Here is a 15,920-nt window from a genome sequence, read left to right on the forward strand (position 1 = left end):
ATTATTCTTGCGGCACGAAAACCATTTTGGATGCTATGCTTACTGTTGCAATACTTGTTGTTGCAATGATTATTGATGTGATGGCTGTTGATGTGATGATGACTACGCGTCAATAATATGAACCTGATTTATGCGTTGGTGTGCGGCTAACAACCTGCACACCAAGCAGTAATAAATACGGTATTCACACCGAATACTAAATATATTTGACCATACACCGGTGAGTACACTTTCACACATGCACGCTCATCGGCTGATTAAAGAGTAGTAGCCGAAAAGGTATCGCATTGCGAAGGTTTCCCCGAACTAAAACCACGCTGAAACCAATTAACCCGCTGTGCTGACGTGCCATGGGTAAAACTATCAGGCACAACCCGCCCACTGGCTTGTTTTTGCAAGCGATCATCACCGATTGATTCTGCCGCATTCAAGGCCTCTTCAATATCTCCTACTTCCAGTGATTGATCTTTTTGCATGTAATACGCCCAGACACCGGCAAAACAATCGGCTTGTAACTCCATTTTAACGGATAACTGATTTGCCTTAGCCTCACTCATGCCTTTTTGTGCCCGACGCGTTTTCGCTTCAATGCCCAGTTGTTGCTGCACATGGTGGCCAACCTCATGTGCCACCACATAAGCTTGGGCAAAATCGCCCGGCGCACCTAGCTTGTTTTTCAGATCCTGATAAAAAGACAGGTCTATATACACCGTTTTATCTGCCGGACAGTAAAATGGCCCCATCACCGCCTGCCCCGCACCGCAGCCGGTGCCCGTCATATTGCGATACAGCACCAAACGCGGTTGCTGGTATGTCTGATTACTTTGCTGAAATAACTGCCCCCAGACATCTTCGGTTGATGCCAAAACTACCGAGGTAAATTTAGCCAGCTCATCATCCGGTGTTGTTTTTTTCATCGGCTGAACCGAGCCTGAAGGTGGCAGGGGTGAAACCGGAATAGACTGCACATCATCAGCAGGTACCATGCCAGAAAGCCCATTTCCGGGGCCAAGTAATCCGGTTAAATCAACACCAAAAAACAGCCCGCCAATCACTATCAGTAAAATAATGATACGGCCTTTACCGCCGCCGACAGGAAACCCTCCGCCCATACCACGGCCACCCATGCCATTACCGGCCGGATCATCTCTGCGGTCTTCTACATTTGAACTTTCTCGCTTATCGCGCCAACGCATACAGCCTCCTGCGGCAGCTTTGCTGAGCTAAACAGCGCAGCATTGCTACCTATATACACTCTCATGCATACAGGGTAACGTCTCAACAACGTCACATCTACATACCTGCTATCAACAGGTTAAAGCGTAGGCATTTACGGCTATTTTTGCCTCTATTTTGTACTATTGCATCTGTCACACTCTGTTTTAAACAATCACCGGTACAGTAACCCGCACGATAGTTAGCACAACTATCAGTACAACTCAGTACAACTCAGTACAACTCAGTACAACTGTTAGCCTAAAACATCACAGACATAAAAATAAAAGAATATGAGATGAGATGAGATGAGATGAGATGAGATGAGAAAAATAAGGCCCGAATCAATAAACTCAACTAATTAATCCATGAATGAATTAAATGTAAATACCTTAAAAAGGCTCTCATAAAACAGGATCAGGGTGAGCACCTCTCAGTACTCGCCCTGATCACGCCCCCCTAAAAAAAACAGACGTAAACGATTGCTTTTTAGGGTAAAAAAAGCGGGTTACGCCAGCACAATGCCTAAACGCTGAGCCACTTCTTCGTACGCTTCAACCACACCACCTAACCCCTGACGGTAACGGTCTTTATCCAGCTTTTTCAGTGTGTCTTTATCCCACAAACGGCAACCATCCGGTGAGAACTCATCACCCAGAACAATCTCTCCGTGGAACAGACCAAACTCCAGCTTGTAATCAACCAGAATCAAACCTGCATCGGCAAACAGCGCTTTTAATACATCGTTAATCTGAAAACTCAGCGTTTTCATACGATCAAGATGCTCATCACTGACCCAACCAAATGAACGGCAGTGGTACTCATTGACCATAGGATCATGCAGCTCATCATTTTTCAGGAACATCTCAAAGGTTGGCGGAGTCAGCTCCATGCCCTCTTGCACACCTAAACGGCGCACCAGTGAACCTGCCGCACGATTACGCACCACGCACTCAACCGGCACCATATCCAGTTTCTTCACCAAAGCTTCGGTATCAGAAAGCAGACGCTCCATCTGGGTTGGAATACCCGCTTCAGCCAGTTTGGTCATAATGAAATAGTTAAACTTGTTATTTACCATTCCCTTACGATCAAGCTGCTCAATACGCTGACCATCAAAAGCAGAGGTGTCATTACGGAACTCCAAAACCAGAAAGTCTGGATTTTCGGTGTTGTAAACGGTCTTTGCTTTACCACGATACAGTTCAGCTTGCTTCTGCATTGTTACTACTCCATGTCCATTTCAATGATTGAAGGTGGTTCAATAAGATCCAACACGGTATAAATGCCCCCGTTAGCGCAGTACAGCGTATCGCAGGCATGCAATTTCAATAGCAAAATTCAAGAACAAAAAAGGGGCCGAAGCCCCTTTTGATAATAATGATTATGGATTTACACCATTGCCAAACGCAGCTTGCATCGCCGGCAGTAAGGCGTTGAAGGTGCTATCAGATAACGGCTTGCCATCTGCATCGGTCAGCGCCACTGTGGTGCGGTTGCCCAAATCACCGACTTGCAGCTTATAAGCACTGCGCGACAGTTCAGGATCAGTTGTGCCCAGCGCTTTCCAGCCTTCATCACCGATATTTTTATACGATAATGTCACCTGACCTTGCGGACGATTACGCTCATCAACACTAAAGCCAAGTTTTGCCAGAACATCAGGCAAACGCGCCCAAACACTGTCATATCCGGCACGAACTACGTACACCGGCAAGCCGGTATTATCTTGTCCGGCAGCCACTGGCATACCGCCACTCTGGCCTGCTACACGCGCCGCTTCTTGTGCACGGCTCTGCTCATCCATACTCATCATAATACGGTTGAGCATCATTGCGCTGTAGCGTGAGCGGTCGGCCGCAACGGCAATGCTCTGGCCGGTGCTGTCTTGCAAATCGGTCAGACGGCTGATCAGCTGAGTATTGTAACCCTCACCTTTGACGCTAATCTGGTAACGGGCGCGCACAGTTTCACTGTCAGAGCCTTGTACCCAGCTAACCCAATCGGTAGTCAGCGCCATATCTGCCGGAGTCTGTGCAGCAATAGTGATTTTCTCACGTTGCAGCGTATTGAGCAGGTTACCCCACAAGCTAGCTGCAGAATATACACGTGATTCAAGCACCGCTACGGCGGTATCACCATCAAGCTGGGTACGCGCACCATTAAGTAGCGGCATCACCTGCACTGGCGGACGAATATCCACTTGCTTGCCTACTGCGCCTTGTGTAGCCGCCGGAATCAAGTAATCATTCGAGGCTAACGGAGCTGAAACGCCCGCAGGCCACACCAGCGTATCGGAAGCCGGGATATTCAGATAACTGTCGTTACCATTTACTTCACGCTTATAACGACCACCGTCAGATGAACAGGCGGTTAACGCCATCACCAACGATAACCCAAGCACACTTTTCACTGACAGTGTATTTTTCAGCACCGCAGTGCCCTTAAACAAGTGAGCCATTCCAACTCCCAAAAATTAGAGTAAACCTGCCGCAGACAGCGCCTGTTCAACACGCGGCGTTGCAGCATCACTCAACGGCAACAGTGGCAAGCGTAACATGTTACCACTCATCATACCTAAACGATAACAAGCCCACTTCACCGGAATCGGGTTGGACTCAATAAACAGCTCGTGATGCAACGGCATCAGTTTCTCGTTAATCGCCTGTGCAGCAGTAAAATCACCGGCTAATGCCAGTTCACACATTTTGCTCATGTCGGTAGCCGCAATGTTGGCAGTCACCGAGATCACGCCACAACCGCCTTCGCGGATAAAATCAAGTGTCGATGCATCATCACCGCTGAGTAACACAAAGTCAGGGCCGGTTAGCGCATGGATTTGTTTAACCCGTGCGATATCACCAGTCGCTTCTTTAAGTGCCACAATATTGGGGATTTGAGCCAAGCGCGCGACAGTTTCTGGCAACAAATCACACCCGGTACGGCCCGGCACATTATAAAGAATTTGCGGCAAGTCTGTCTGCTCGGCAATGGCTTTATAATGGCGGAACAACCCCTCTTGGGTTGGCTTATTATAGTACGGCGTAACACTTAAACAGCCAGCGACACCGGTATCGTTAAACATTTTCGTCAGTGTAATCGCTTCTGCGGTGGCATTTGCGCCTGTGCCTGCAATTACGGGAATACGCCCGTTGGCATACTCTAGCGTTTTCAGGACGACCTTAATATGCTCTTCCACACTCAAGGTTGCTGATTCACCGGTGGTTCCCATAGCAACAATCGCATGTGTGCCACTGCTGATATGATACTCCACCAACTTTTTCAGGCTTGCATAATCAACCTCGCCGGCCTGATCCAGTGGCGTTACTAGTGCTACAATGCTTCCTGAAAACATCTGATTTTCTCCCTTGAGTTTTGACTGATCATGGTACTTTTTACTGGCGCATAAATGCAAGTAACACAACACGAATCTCGTTGCGTTTTGCCCCGCAGAAACGAAAAATTTTGTGTTACCATGCAATAATCAACTCTTTCAGGGGGAATTCTCGTGCAGGAACCTCAAGCACATTATTTGGTGCTCACTGCTGTTGGCGCTGATCGGCCGGGCATTGTTAACACCATCACCCGGCATGTCAGCAGTTGCGATTGCAATATCGAAGACAGCCGGCTTGCACTGCTTGGCGGTGAGTTCACCTTCATTATGCTGCTTTCTGGCAGCTGGAATGCCATTGCACGGATTGAATCTACCCTGCCATTAGCCGGTGCAGAACTTGATTTGATGATCGTGATGAAGCGTACCGAGTGCAACCCAAAACCACCTTATCCGGCCACTGTCTGGGTACAAATTGATGTTGATGACTCTGCGCACATTATCGAAAAGTTCACTGACTTTTTTGCCTCGCGTCAGTTAGATATTGCCGAGTTAGCCTCAAAAACCTTAGCTCGCCCGCATACAGCACCGTTGCTGAGCATTCAAATTGCAGCGCGCAGCCACATTTCAGCACCCAAACAACAAACATTGATTGATGATTTTCACGCATTGTGTCAAAAACTAGGGGCACAGGGCGCTATCAATGTTGTGGTTCATTCGCAACCAGACACCACGCAATAGGCGCTGACCTGCTGAATTAATCAATTGATTATATTCATAAAAAAGTAAGTTGTTCGTGAGTTCACTTGATAACACCATAAAGAAAAATCCATCATCGCAGCAAGGATTATTACGTTATGCACACACTCAAGGTTGGCGATAAAGCCCCTGCATTTACTCTGCTTGATCAAGACAGTGAAGAGATTAGCCTGAGCGATTATCAAGGCGGAAAAGTACTGATCTACTTTTACCCCAAAGCAATGACGCCCGGCTGTACGGTACAGGCGTGTGGCTTGCGTGACAGCAGCAGTGAGCTAAAAGCCTACGGCGTTGATGTTCTCGGTATCAGTACAGATAAGCCAGAAAAACTATCGCGCTTTGCTGAAAAAGAGATGCTCAATTTCACGCTGTTATCAGATGAACAACATCAGGTTGCCGAGCAGTTTGGTGTCTGGGGCGAGAAAAAGTTTATGGGCAAAGTGTATGACGGTATTCATCGCATCAGTTTCCTGATTGATGAAAATGGGGTCATCGCCCATGTGTTTGACAGCTTTAAAACCAAAGATCACCACGAAGCCGTACTCAATTATCTTGCCGCAGCACAGTAACTAGCTTCCCACCAGATAAAACAAAAAAGGGCATGATATGCCCTTTTTTATTGCCTAGTTCAACATTAGGTGATTCAAAGAGTGCGGCGTTTATGCCACTTCCATCGGCGGCTCTTCGGCCGCAGGCCAGACATTGACCACAGCCTTGATAAGGGTAGCCAGCGGAATGGCGAAAAATACCCCCCAAAACCCCCATAATCCGCCAAAAACCAGCACTGAAATAATGATCATCAACGGATGCAGGTTTACCGCCTCAGAGAACAGCACAGGAACCAGCACATTACCATCTAGCCCCTGAATCACTAGATAGGCCACCAGCAAATACCAATATTCGGTTGAAAGCCCCCATTGTGACAACGCCACCAAGGCCACCGGAATGGTCACCAATGCCGCACCAATATAGGGGATCAAGACCGATAGCCCGACCAGAACAGCCAGCAATAGCGGGTAATTCAACCCAAAGAAGATAAATGTCAGGTAGGTAGCAATACCAACCACCATAATCTCTATCACTTTCCCGCGAATATAGTTGGTGATCTGCTGATTCATCTCTGTCCACACTTTGCCAACTAAGTAGCGGTTTTTGGGCAGAAAACGCATTACACCGGTAAACATCTGGGTTTTATCTTTGAGCAGAAAAAACACCATCAAGGGAACAAGCACCAAATACACCGCCAGCGCGACAAGATTTACCAGTGAGGCCAATGACAACTTAAGCACTGATTCGCCTACCGCCAGAAATTTATCTTTCAGGCTGGAGGTCAGGGTATCAATCATCGAGTAATCAATATAATCAGGGTAGTGATCAGGCAGCGAGCCGACATAGTCATGAAATTTATTCAAAATGGCCGGAATATCGCGTGCCAGATTAGCACACTGTTGCCATAGATTTGGCACCAACACCAGCAAAGAAATCAACATGATACCGACAAAAGCAGACATTACCACCGCAACCGAGGCGGTACGCGGCAGCCCTATTTTGACCAAACGGGTCACCGGCCACTCGAGCAGATAAGCCAGCACCAACGCCACCAGCAGCGGAGTAATCAAACTGCTGAAAAAATACAGAGTGCCAAATCCGAGCAGTAAAATCAGCGCCAAACTGACCGCTTGTGGATCAGAAAAACGCTGGCGATACCAACGTAACAAAACATCCAACATGAACAACAAACTCCTTGTGAACGCTCATGCCCGCACAATTTCAACGACAACGGCCTGAGATTCATGGTAATGAGACACGCGCCAACCGGCAGCCTGTACCACACGGGTAATATCGGTAAGTTCTGCAGATCCCGCAAGGTGAAACTGCATATAACGGGCATCAGGGTAAATTCGCAGGGCCGCTTTCACCTGCAACAGCAATAATGGGCAACGCAGAGCGCGTAAATCAATCTGAATCATTTCCATAACATCTTGCTGACAGTGTAAGATGTGGCGATATTGTAAAGGAGAGCACTCATCAGCAGAAGAACTTCCCGTGCTGATCTGGGTCTACTGTAAACCAAGGATTGTATAAGAGAAGATCATGATGCACCGATTATCTCGCTCAGTGATTGCCACACTTCTCACCACTGCCATGTTTAACAGCAGTGTCATGTTGCCATCAGCTTACGCCGCCCTGCCACCAACACTGCCGGGGTTAAGTACTGATCAGGCCATCAGCCAAGATCTGCCTGATATCGGCACCGCAGGCGGTAGTGTACTTAGTATCAACCAAGAACTCGAACTTGGCGATTTCTATCTGCGCCAGATGCGCGGCAGTGCACCACTGATTTACGATCCGCTCCTAAACAGCTATCTGAGTAACCTTGGTGAGCGCTTGGTCAAACAAGCTGACTCGGTACGAACACCGTTTAACTTTCTGCTCATCCGTAACAACAACCTCAATGCGTTTGCCTTTTTTGGTGGCAATGTTGTTCTGCACTCCAGTTTGATTTTAACGGCAGACAATGAGAGTGAACTGGCCTCTGTCATGGCCCATGAGATCTCGCATGTAACCCAGCGCCATCTGGCGCGCGCGATGGAAGAACAACAACGTTCCGCTCCGGTCACCTGGGCGGCGGCAATTGGTTCTATGCTATTGGCGATGGCCAACCCGCAAATGGGTATGGCAGCACTGAGCGGTACACTGGCCGGTTCACAGCAAAACATGATCTCTTTTACACAGGGAAATGAGCAAGAGGCTGACCGTATCGGTATCGCCCTGTTATCACGGGCCGGTTTTGACCCGCAAGGCTCGCCCTCTTTCCTCGAAAAACTGGCTGCACAGTACCGTTATGCCAGCAAACCGCCTGAAATTTTACTGACTCACCCATTGCCGGAAAGCCGTCTGGCCGAAGCACAAACCCGCGCCAGCAGTATGCCGCAGCGCCATCCGGCACTCTCACTTGATTTTCAACTGGCTAAAATTCGCCTGTTGGGTATGTACGGCAGCGGCGATCGGGTACTGTCAAACGCCCTACTTGATCAGCAACTTAAGCAGGGCAATACACAGGAAAAAACTGCCGCACAGTATGGCAAGGCCCTGCTCAGTTACCAGAACCGAAAATTCGATCAAGCCAGAAGCGCACTGCAACCATTGCTCAGCCAGCAGCCGAATAATCTGTGGTATATCGATCTGATGACCGATATTGATATTGAGCAAAAGCACAGTGCCGCTGCCGTCAGCCGTTTACAAAAAGCCCTGCAAGCCCAGCCACACAGTGCCGTGTTACAGCTTAATCTGGCCAATACTTACCTAAAAGCGGGCCGTAGTCAGGAAGCGGTTCGCTTACTAGAGCGCTACACCTTTGCCAACCCGACAGATATGAATGCGTGGGGCCTGTCTGCCGAAGTGTATGCCAGCTTAAATCAGCGTGATGCCGAACTGGCTGCCCGAGCAGAGAATAGTGCCTTACAAGGAAATTTTGAAGAGGCGATTAGCCTGCTCTCATCAGCCAGTAAAATGGTGGTGCTCAACAGCCTCAAGCAGGCGCGTTACGATGCCCGTATTGATCAACTGCGCCAACTGCAAAGCCGCTACAGCAAGTTCAAATCATAAACAGGAAGCCGTTGCCGCCGCTTAATTTACGGCAACGGGTTGATAACAACAGGATGTTTGTATGCCGCACCGTACCCGCACTTCCTCACCACCGAACGTTATCGCACCGAGTTCTATAGCATCAGCCATACCCATGGCTGCCGATACCACCCGCTTCTGGCAGGCTTCCCGCCTGTTTTGGCTTAGCTTATTGGCTTGGCAGATACTGTGGCATGCCTTGTTATCACCCCATCCACACGTTGCCCCGTGGGCAGTGACACTCGGCTGGAGTATTCCACTGCTGTTTCCGCTAAAAGGCATTATGCAGGGAAAAGCGTACACACACGCATGGGCTAACTTCGTGCTGATGCTCTACTTTATTCATGCGCTGACGATTATCAGTATTGATGAGGGCGAACGTCTGTTTGGAATAATCGAACTGCTGCTAACCAGTGGCAGCTTCTGTTTTAATCTGCTGTTTGCCCGAAAGCGCGGCAAAGAGCTAGGCTTAAAGTTAAAGAAAAAGCAGAGCTAAATCTCAATATTAGATACGCATTACTCGGTAGCGGCACTAAAAAAACAGCCTGTAACCCGAACCAATTCGGGCAACATTCACTGAGAAAACGCTATAGAGACAAGATCTCTTTCACGAAAGGGATGGTCAGCTTACGTTGCGCGACCATAGAGGCATGATCAAGCGTGTCTAGCGTATCAAATAACGTACGCATATCACGGCTCAACCGCTTAAGCAGAAAGCGCCCAACATCTTCAGGCATTTCAAACCCGCGCAATTTTGCCCGAGATTGCAATGCCTGCAGTTTGTCTTCATCGGCCAACGGAAACAGCTTATAGATCTGCCCCCAATCTAAGCGTGAAGCCAGATCAGGCAATGTCAGTTGCAACTGACGAGGCGCTTGATCACCGGCGATCAGCAAGCGTGTCTGGCCCTGCTCTCTGATCCGGTTATACAGATCAAATATCGCCAGCTCCCACTCAGGATCATCGGCGATCAGCTCAATATTATCGATACAAACCAGCGCCAGATGCTCCATGCCTTCGAGCACATCAGGGCCAAAATAGGCACGTTTATCCAGAGGAACGTATCCTACCGCCTGATTTTGCTGCGATAACTCAGCACAAGCCGCATGCAACAAATGGCTACGCCCCGCACCTTTACGCGCCCAAAAATAGAGGTATCCCCCACTTTCGGCACTGATCAGTGCTTGAATCGCATCCAGTAATTGCTGGTTTTTTCCCGGATAAAAACTAGAGAACGTTTCATCATCAGGAAGATTTATCGGTAACGACAACTGAGCCGGTGTATTCAGATCCACTCGAGTCCACTCTTAGCTAAGACTGTTGCTAAGTCTACCATGTTCACCGCAACGAGAGAACCAACCTAAAGATCTGTTACGATCCCCATTGATATTTTAGTACTTTTCCCTGCGTTGTGTTGCCAGAATCCATTTTAAACGATCCGCTTGCTGCCAGTTCACGCTCGGCATCCGTCAGTGCTCCTTTCAGTTGTACATGATATTCAACCTCGCTACCTGCAAGGCCAATCATCTGAACATCACCAAAAGCCTTGATCTGTGCCAACGCTTTGCCGGTATTAACCAGCTGATCCGGCGTAGTGATCCCGGCCACCACCACCGCATACTGATTTTCCGTAAGCGGCGTAGAGGGGTAATTCATGCTCGGTAATATTGCCGAAGGGGCTGGCACTGATGGCTTAGTGGTTTTAGCCGTGCCCGCATAGCCACCCACCGTTGCTACATCAGGCATTACTGACTGCCCTTCTGGGCCAGTAATCGCAACCATAGCAGGAGAAGAGGCCGTTGCTGATGTAGAGACAGGCGCAGTTTGCTCGGCAACCATCGCTGACACTGTTGATGCTGGTGCGGCCGAAGCTTGAGTTTGAGTTTGAGCTTGGGCTTGAATTTGAGTTTGGGCTGAATCAACCGCTTGGGCAGATACATCGGGCTGAATAGAAGAATCCTGTGCCGCATAGGCCTGCGCCAGCGAACCTGACTTTACAGCAACGGAGGTAGCACCTGCGCCAAGCGCATCGCCTGATTTTTGCGCATAAATATCTGCAATTTGCTGGATCATCTCAGCAACAGTCTGATCAGGCGCGCCGGTGAGCGTGTGTACAGGCGCTTCAGGCATGGCCGTTAACAGCGTTTCTGGCTTGCCATCATAGAGCCGCCATGTCAGTGAGTCGGTATTCAGTGTCGCGACCAGTACTGCATCCGGCTGATAGCGCTCACTGCCCTGCGCAATCGGTTTGATAAAATTCCCCTGCACATCAGAAGGCGATACCGCCATATTGTCATCAAGATCACCGAGCGGCAGTAATACTGAAATTCCGCGCGCCATCGCCGCTACCCGGATCTGCTCACGGGCCGCCGAGTACTCCTGATCTTGCATGATCCGCTGTGCGGCATTACCGTTGCCGGATTGGTTATCCACCAGCCATAACATCAACGTTGGCCGGTTACTGCTCCACTGCGGCAGAGCCAACTCATGTGCAAGCTGCTGTATACCACCCTTATCAAAACGAATATCAACCGTACGCGCCCCGTTCTCATTCCTGATATTAGTTTGGTTGATATAACGTTGCACCTGTTGCTGCGCAGTTTTCAGAGCAGGCGTTGCAGGAAGTGTCCGTAATCCACTGAAACGAATGAGCATATCGTCTAATGCCTGAACACGTTCGGCATCAGAGATGCTATCACTGCTGACCGGTATACGAACCTGATAAAAATCCCCCATTTCGGCAGCCTGAGCACCCACCGTCAACAGCAGTAACCCGCCGGCTAAAAGATTTCTGATCTGCATACCTGTCGACCTCATTGATAACAGCAAAAACGAATATAAAAATACCAAAAACAGAGTCACAGCCTAGCGCAATCAGGCACTAACATCATCTGTCTTTGTTATGTCATAAAAAGAAAAGTATTAAAGGATAGATAAAGACAAAAAATAAAAATATAAAAACTCAGAAGAGTATGAATAGGGATACAAAGACACACAGCAGAAAAGAGAATGCAAAACGCCGCTTTACGCGGCGTTGATGGCAACAGGTAAGGAAAACCTTATTTAGTGCCGAAAATTTTATCGCCAGCATCACCTAGACCAGGGATAATATAGCCCTGCTCATTGAGACACTTATCCACTGATGCACAATATAGCTCAATATCCGGATGTGCCTTTTCCAGCGCTGCAATGCCTTCCGGCGCGGCCACCAGTACCAGCACCTTAATGCTGTTACAACCGGCTTTTTTCAGCAAATCAATGGTCGCAATCATTGAGCCACCGGTTGCCAGCATAGGGTCAACCACCAGTGCCAGACGCTCTTCAATGTTAGAGACCAATTTTTGGAAGTAGGGGACAGGCTCTAGCGTCTCTTCATCCCGATAGATACCAACAACACTGATACGGGCACTCGGCACGTGTTCTAACACACCATCCATCATCCCTAAACCGGCGCGTAAAATTGGCACAACGGTAATCTTCTTACCTTTGATCTGCTCAACTTCTACTTTACCGCACCAACCATCAATGGTAACATTCTCGGTTTCCAGATCTGCCGTTGCTTCATACGTCAACAGACTGCCGACTTCAGATGCCAGTTCTCGGAAACGCTTAGTGCTGATCTCAGCTTCACGCATCAACCCCAGTTTGTGCTTCACCAGAGGATGTTTGACCTCAACAACTTTCATCGCCTTACTCCTTAAACACCAGCCTGAAATAAAATCGACGGATTATACACCGAAAATTGGCCGCTACGGTAGCAAACGCTGTCTAACTGCGCACAAGTTCACCACTTCCCGACTCTTTTTACATCCTGATAACTGTTTAGCTGGCTTTTTACGCAACACCTCGCAAACGATTGCCTTCACTGGTAGAATAACCATGCCTAGTTTAAACCTTGGACTAAACCGCGAGGAATCCCCGTGAGCAACAAGACCTCCCTGAGCTACAAAGATGCTGGTGTAGATATTGATGCAGGTAACGCGTTAGTTGATCGGATCAAAGGTGTTGTCGGCCGAACCCGCCGACCTGAAGTTATGGGCGGATTAGGTGGTTTTGGGGCACTGTGTGCTATCCCCCAAAAATACCGCGAACCGATTCTGGTTTCAGGCACTGACGGTGTAGGTACAAAGCTGCGTTTGGCGATGGATCTTAAGCGCCACGACACTATCGGTATTGATCTGGTGGCCATGTGCGTTAATGATCTGATTGTTCAGGGCGCAGAGCCCCTGTTTTTCCTCGACTATTATGCAACCGGTAAACTCGATGTCGAGACTGCCGCAGCCGTCATCACCGGTATTGCGCAAGGCTGTGAACTTTCCGGCTGCGCACTGGTTGGCGGCGAAACCGCTGAGATGCCGGGGATGTATCACGGTGAAGATTATGATGTCGCCGGTTTTTGTGTCGGCGTAGTTGAAAAGTCAGAGATCCTTGATGGCAGCAAAGTGCAGCCGGGCGATGCCCTGATTGCGCTAGCCTCAAGCGGCCCGCACTCAAACGGTTATTCTCTAGTGCGTAAAATTCTGGCCGTTAGCGAACAAGACCCTTTAACCACCATCCTCGACGGTAAACCGCTGGCCGATCACCTGCTTGAACCTACCCGCATTTACGTTCGCTCGGTGTTGCAGCTAATTGCACTAGCCAATTTGCATGCGGTTGCCCACTTAACCGGTGGCGGCTTCTGGGAGAATATTCCGCGCGTTCTACCGGAAAAAACCAAAGCTGTTATCGATGAGAGTAGCTGGCAATGGCCGGCCATTTTCCACTGGTTACAAGAGAACGGTAATGTCTCTACGCACGAAATGTACCGCACATTTAACTGTGGTGTAGGCATTATTATCGCCCTTCCACAAGCTGAAGTTGAGAATGCGCTAAAAATTCTGACATCAGCAGGTGAAAAAGCGTGGCAAATCGGTATTATCGAGACAGCAACTTCTCATGAACAACAAGTGGTTATCCGTTAATGCATTCGTCATCCAAAAATATCGTTGTTTTAGCTTCCGGTAATGGCTCTAACTTGCAGGCTATTCTTGATGCCTGTGAGTCTGGCCGTATTCAGGGTCAGGTCACAGCAGTGATCAGTGATCGCGCTGATGCCTTTGCGCTCGAACGTGCCCAGTCAGCTAACATTCCGGCTGAAGTTCTGCGCCAGCGTGATTTTGCCGACCGTGACAGCTTTGATGCAGCACTTGCTGAAGCCGTTTCCCGCTATCAGCCCGATCTGGTGGTCTTAGCCGGGTTTATGCGTGTACTCAACAGCACGTTTGTACAGCAGTTCAGCGGCAAGCTGCTGAATATTCACCCTTCGCTATTGCCAAAATACCGTGGATTGAATACTCACCAACGCGCCATTGATGCCGGTGATACCGTGCACGGAGCCAGCATTCACTTTGTGACCGAGCAGCTCGATGGCGGCCCGATTATTCTGCAAGCTCAAGTACCGATTTTTGAAGATGACACGGCCGCTGAGGTTGCTCAGCGGGTGCAGGAGCAGGAACACCGCAGCTATCCGTTGGTCATTAATTGGTATCTTGATGGCCGCTTAAGCTATCAGGAAAACCAAGCCTGGATGGATGGTAAACCATTACCGGAACAGGGCTACGCCGCCGAATAAATCCGGCCAAATACTCAGCCCCCTAAACCCGCTTCAGCGGGTTTAGTTTATTTTGCGGTATCCAATAAAAAAAGCGCCACTATGGGCGCTTTTTTTATGTCGGCGATACGAATAGCTTATTGCATCAACCGTTGTTCTGGGGAACGATTATTCACCGATTTTATTTTGCTGACGAACATGAACATCCATTTGTGGATAAGGAATATTAATATTATTGGCATCGAGTGCTTTTTTAATATTTTCCATCAGATCAAAATAAACATTCCAGTAATCAGCATTTTTAACCCACGGACGAACCACGAAATCTAATGACGATGCACCCATGGTCATCATACGAATCGTGCAGCCTAAATCAGCTAGAATACGGTCATCAGCATTAACAACTGAAGCCAATACCTCTTTTACCTGATCAATATCTGCTTCGTAGCCCACGCTAATCAGCAAATCAACACGGCGGTTCTCTTCCAAAGAGAAGTTAATAATCTTACCGCTCATAATAGCCGCATTCGGAATAATAACGGTTTTCTTATCACCGGTACAAATAATGGTAGAGAAAATTTGTACGCTTTCAACAGTACCAGATACGCCACCCAGATCAACAAAATCACCGGCACGGAATGGGCGAAAACCGACAATCAAGACACCAGCAGCAAAGTTAGACAGTGAGCCTTGCAGCGCTAAACCTACCGCTAAACCTGCCGCACCAATAACCGCAATAACCGATGATGTTTCAACGCCCAAGCGGCCGAGAGCTGCCATCAGGGTGAAAACAATAATGGCATAACGCACCAGTGAGCGCACAAAATGGCTGACTGCACGATCTATACCTTTTTTCAGCATCAGTTTGTTGATGGTATTTGACACAATACGTGCCACCAACCAGCCGAAAATAAAGATTAAAAATGCGGCAACAAGGTTAACGGCATACTGAATCAGCAAACCCTGATTATCAACAACCCAGTTACCGGCATGCTGAATGGTGTCTACCACATCAAGCGGATCGAGCGGATTTAAAGGTTCGGTCGGCTTCATTCTATTTCCTCTGTGTTGTTACTGTTTATCATAAAAATATTATTGTAATGCGGCTGATACAGCGGCACTTCGTATAAAAAAATAGCAAGCCGCACATAGTAAGCTAAATAGGCCACATTGCCAAATTCACCGGGCTTTTAAAGGAAGGCAAAATAAACGGATATAACCTGATACGCAATAAGACAAATCAGAAAAATGAATAAGCAGTAAAATAAATCTCGATTATTTTGGCCAGCAATAACGCTGACACAAACAGGTTATATTACCGTTATTACACTCCGATCATCAGTGCATAGCGGCCAATAAAATCAGTAGTAGTCTACAAAATCAGCAGAAAATGGGAAA

The 15,920-nt window shown here is 48.3% G+C and carries 16 protein-coding genes; 6 read left to right on the forward strand and 10 right to left on the reverse strand.

Annotation, left to right across the window (positions count from 1 at the left end; genetic code table 11):
• Positions 1–257 precede the first annotated feature (257 nt).
• From ypfJ to dapA, 4 genes are all read right to left on the reverse strand, one after another.
• Entirely contained in the window at positions 258–1,196 is a 939-nt protein-coding gene (gene ypfJ / locus AC1HDJ_RS12570) for a KPN_02809 family neutral zinc metallopeptidase (RefSeq protein WP_479536079.1), read from the reverse strand.
• 527 nt (positions 1,197–1,723) lie between these two features.
• Positions 1,724–2,437, reverse strand: coding sequence for a phosphoribosylaminoimidazolesuccinocarboxamide synthase (gene purC, locus AC1HDJ_RS12575; RefSeq protein WP_438641174.1), 714 nt, complete (start codon positions 2,435–2,437; stop codon positions 1,724–1,726).
• Positions 2,438–2,599: 162 nt separating this feature from the next.
• A complete protein-coding gene (gene bamC / locus AC1HDJ_RS12580; protein ID WP_479536080.1) occupies positions 2,600–3,676 on the reverse strand; it encodes an outer membrane protein assembly factor BamC in 1,077 nt (358 codons plus the stop codon).
• Between the two features lie 15 nt (positions 3,677–3,691).
• On the reverse strand, positions 3,692–4,570 hold the full coding sequence (gene dapA, locus AC1HDJ_RS12585) for a 4-hydroxy-tetrahydrodipicolinate synthase (RefSeq protein ID WP_479536081.1): 879 nt from the start codon (positions 4,568–4,570) through the stop codon (positions 3,692–3,694).
• 153 nt (positions 4,571–4,723) lie between these two features.
• Here dapA and AC1HDJ_RS12590 point away from each other — a divergent pair, with 153 nt between their 5' ends.
• A complete protein-coding gene (locus AC1HDJ_RS12590; RefSeq protein WP_479536082.1) occupies positions 4,724–5,287 on the forward strand; it encodes a glycine cleavage system transcriptional repressor in 564 nt (187 codons plus the stop codon).
• A gap of 116 nt (positions 5,288–5,403) precedes the next feature.
• Positions 5,404–5,874: a thioredoxin-dependent thiol peroxidase gene (bcp, locus tag AC1HDJ_RS12595; RefSeq protein WP_479536083.1), complete on the forward strand. Its 471-nt coding sequence runs from the start codon at positions 5,404–5,406 to the stop codon at positions 5,872–5,874.
• A 90-nt stretch (positions 5,875–5,964) separates the two neighbouring features.
• Here bcp and AC1HDJ_RS12600 read toward each other — a convergent pair whose 3' ends face one another.
• Both AC1HDJ_RS12600 and AC1HDJ_RS12605 read right to left on the reverse strand, forming a co-directional pair.
• A complete protein-coding gene (locus AC1HDJ_RS12600) occupies positions 5,965–7,035 on the reverse strand; it encodes an AI-2E family transporter (protein WP_479536084.1) in 1,071 nt (356 codons plus the stop codon).
• A gap of 24 nt (positions 7,036–7,059) precedes the next feature.
• Entirely contained in the window at positions 7,060–7,281 is a 222-nt protein-coding gene (locus tag AC1HDJ_RS12605) for a hypothetical protein (protein WP_479536085.1), read from the reverse strand.
• Positions 7,282–7,399: 118 nt separating this feature from the next.
• Between AC1HDJ_RS12605 and bepA the strand changes: the two genes are divergently transcribed.
• Positions 7,400–8,914, forward strand: a complete 1,515-nt coding sequence (bepA, locus tag AC1HDJ_RS12610) for a beta-barrel assembly-enhancing protease (RefSeq protein ID WP_479536086.1) — start codon at positions 7,400–7,402, stop codon at positions 8,912–8,914.
• Positions 8,915–8,975: 61 nt separating this feature from the next.
• Positions 8,976–9,428 (forward strand): DUF2069 domain-containing protein, encoded by a 453-nt coding sequence (locus AC1HDJ_RS12615; protein ID WP_479536087.1) that lies wholly within the window; start codon positions 8,976–8,978, stop codon positions 9,426–9,428.
• A 91-nt stretch (positions 9,429–9,519) separates the two neighbouring features.
• On the opposite strand, the gene hda is transcribed toward AC1HDJ_RS12615, so the two are convergent.
• The 3 genes from hda to upp all read right to left on the reverse strand — a co-directional run bounded on the left by hda (position 9,520) and on the right by upp (position 12,618).
• Positions 9,520–10,221: a DnaA inactivator Hda gene (gene hda / locus AC1HDJ_RS12620; RefSeq protein ID WP_438622853.1), complete on the reverse strand. Its 702-nt coding sequence runs from the start codon at positions 10,219–10,221 to the stop codon at positions 9,520–9,522.
• An 82-nt stretch (positions 10,222–10,303) separates the two neighbouring features.
• Positions 10,304–11,734 carry a DUF2066 domain-containing protein gene (locus AC1HDJ_RS12625; protein WP_479536088.1) on the reverse strand — a complete coding sequence of 477 codons (1,431 nt, stop codon included), beginning with the start codon at positions 11,732–11,734 and terminating at the stop codon, positions 10,304–10,306.
• Positions 11,735–11,991: 257 nt separating this feature from the next.
• On the reverse strand, positions 11,992–12,618 hold the full coding sequence (gene upp, locus AC1HDJ_RS12630) for a uracil phosphoribosyltransferase (protein ID WP_479536089.1): 627 nt from the start codon (positions 12,616–12,618) through the stop codon (positions 11,992–11,994).
• 234 nt (positions 12,619–12,852) lie between these two features.
• On the opposite strand from upp, the gene purM reads away from it, so the two are divergent.
• Both purM and purN read left to right on the forward strand, forming a co-directional pair.
• The gene (gene purM / locus AC1HDJ_RS12635) at positions 12,853–13,893 is read left to right on the forward strand and encodes a phosphoribosylformylglycinamidine cyclo-ligase (protein ID WP_479536090.1); all 1,041 of its coding nucleotides are present in this window, start codon (positions 12,853–12,855) and stop codon (positions 13,891–13,893) included.
• Complete coding sequence (gene purN / locus AC1HDJ_RS12640; RefSeq protein ID WP_479536091.1) at positions 13,893–14,543, forward strand: phosphoribosylglycinamide formyltransferase; 651 nt, start codon at positions 13,893–13,895, stop codon at positions 14,541–14,543. The genes purM and purN overlap by 1 nt, the downstream gene beginning before the upstream one ends.
• A gap of 147 nt (positions 14,544–14,690) precedes the next feature.
• Here the strand turns inward: purN and mscS are convergent, their stop codons facing one another.
• A complete protein-coding gene (mscS, locus tag AC1HDJ_RS12645; protein WP_479536092.1) occupies positions 14,691–15,575 on the reverse strand; it encodes a small-conductance mechanosensitive channel MscS in 885 nt (294 codons plus the stop codon).
• Between the last annotated feature and the right edge of the window lie 345 nt (positions 15,576–15,920).

The organism is Plesiomonas sp. ISS29, from assembly GCF_056522795.1.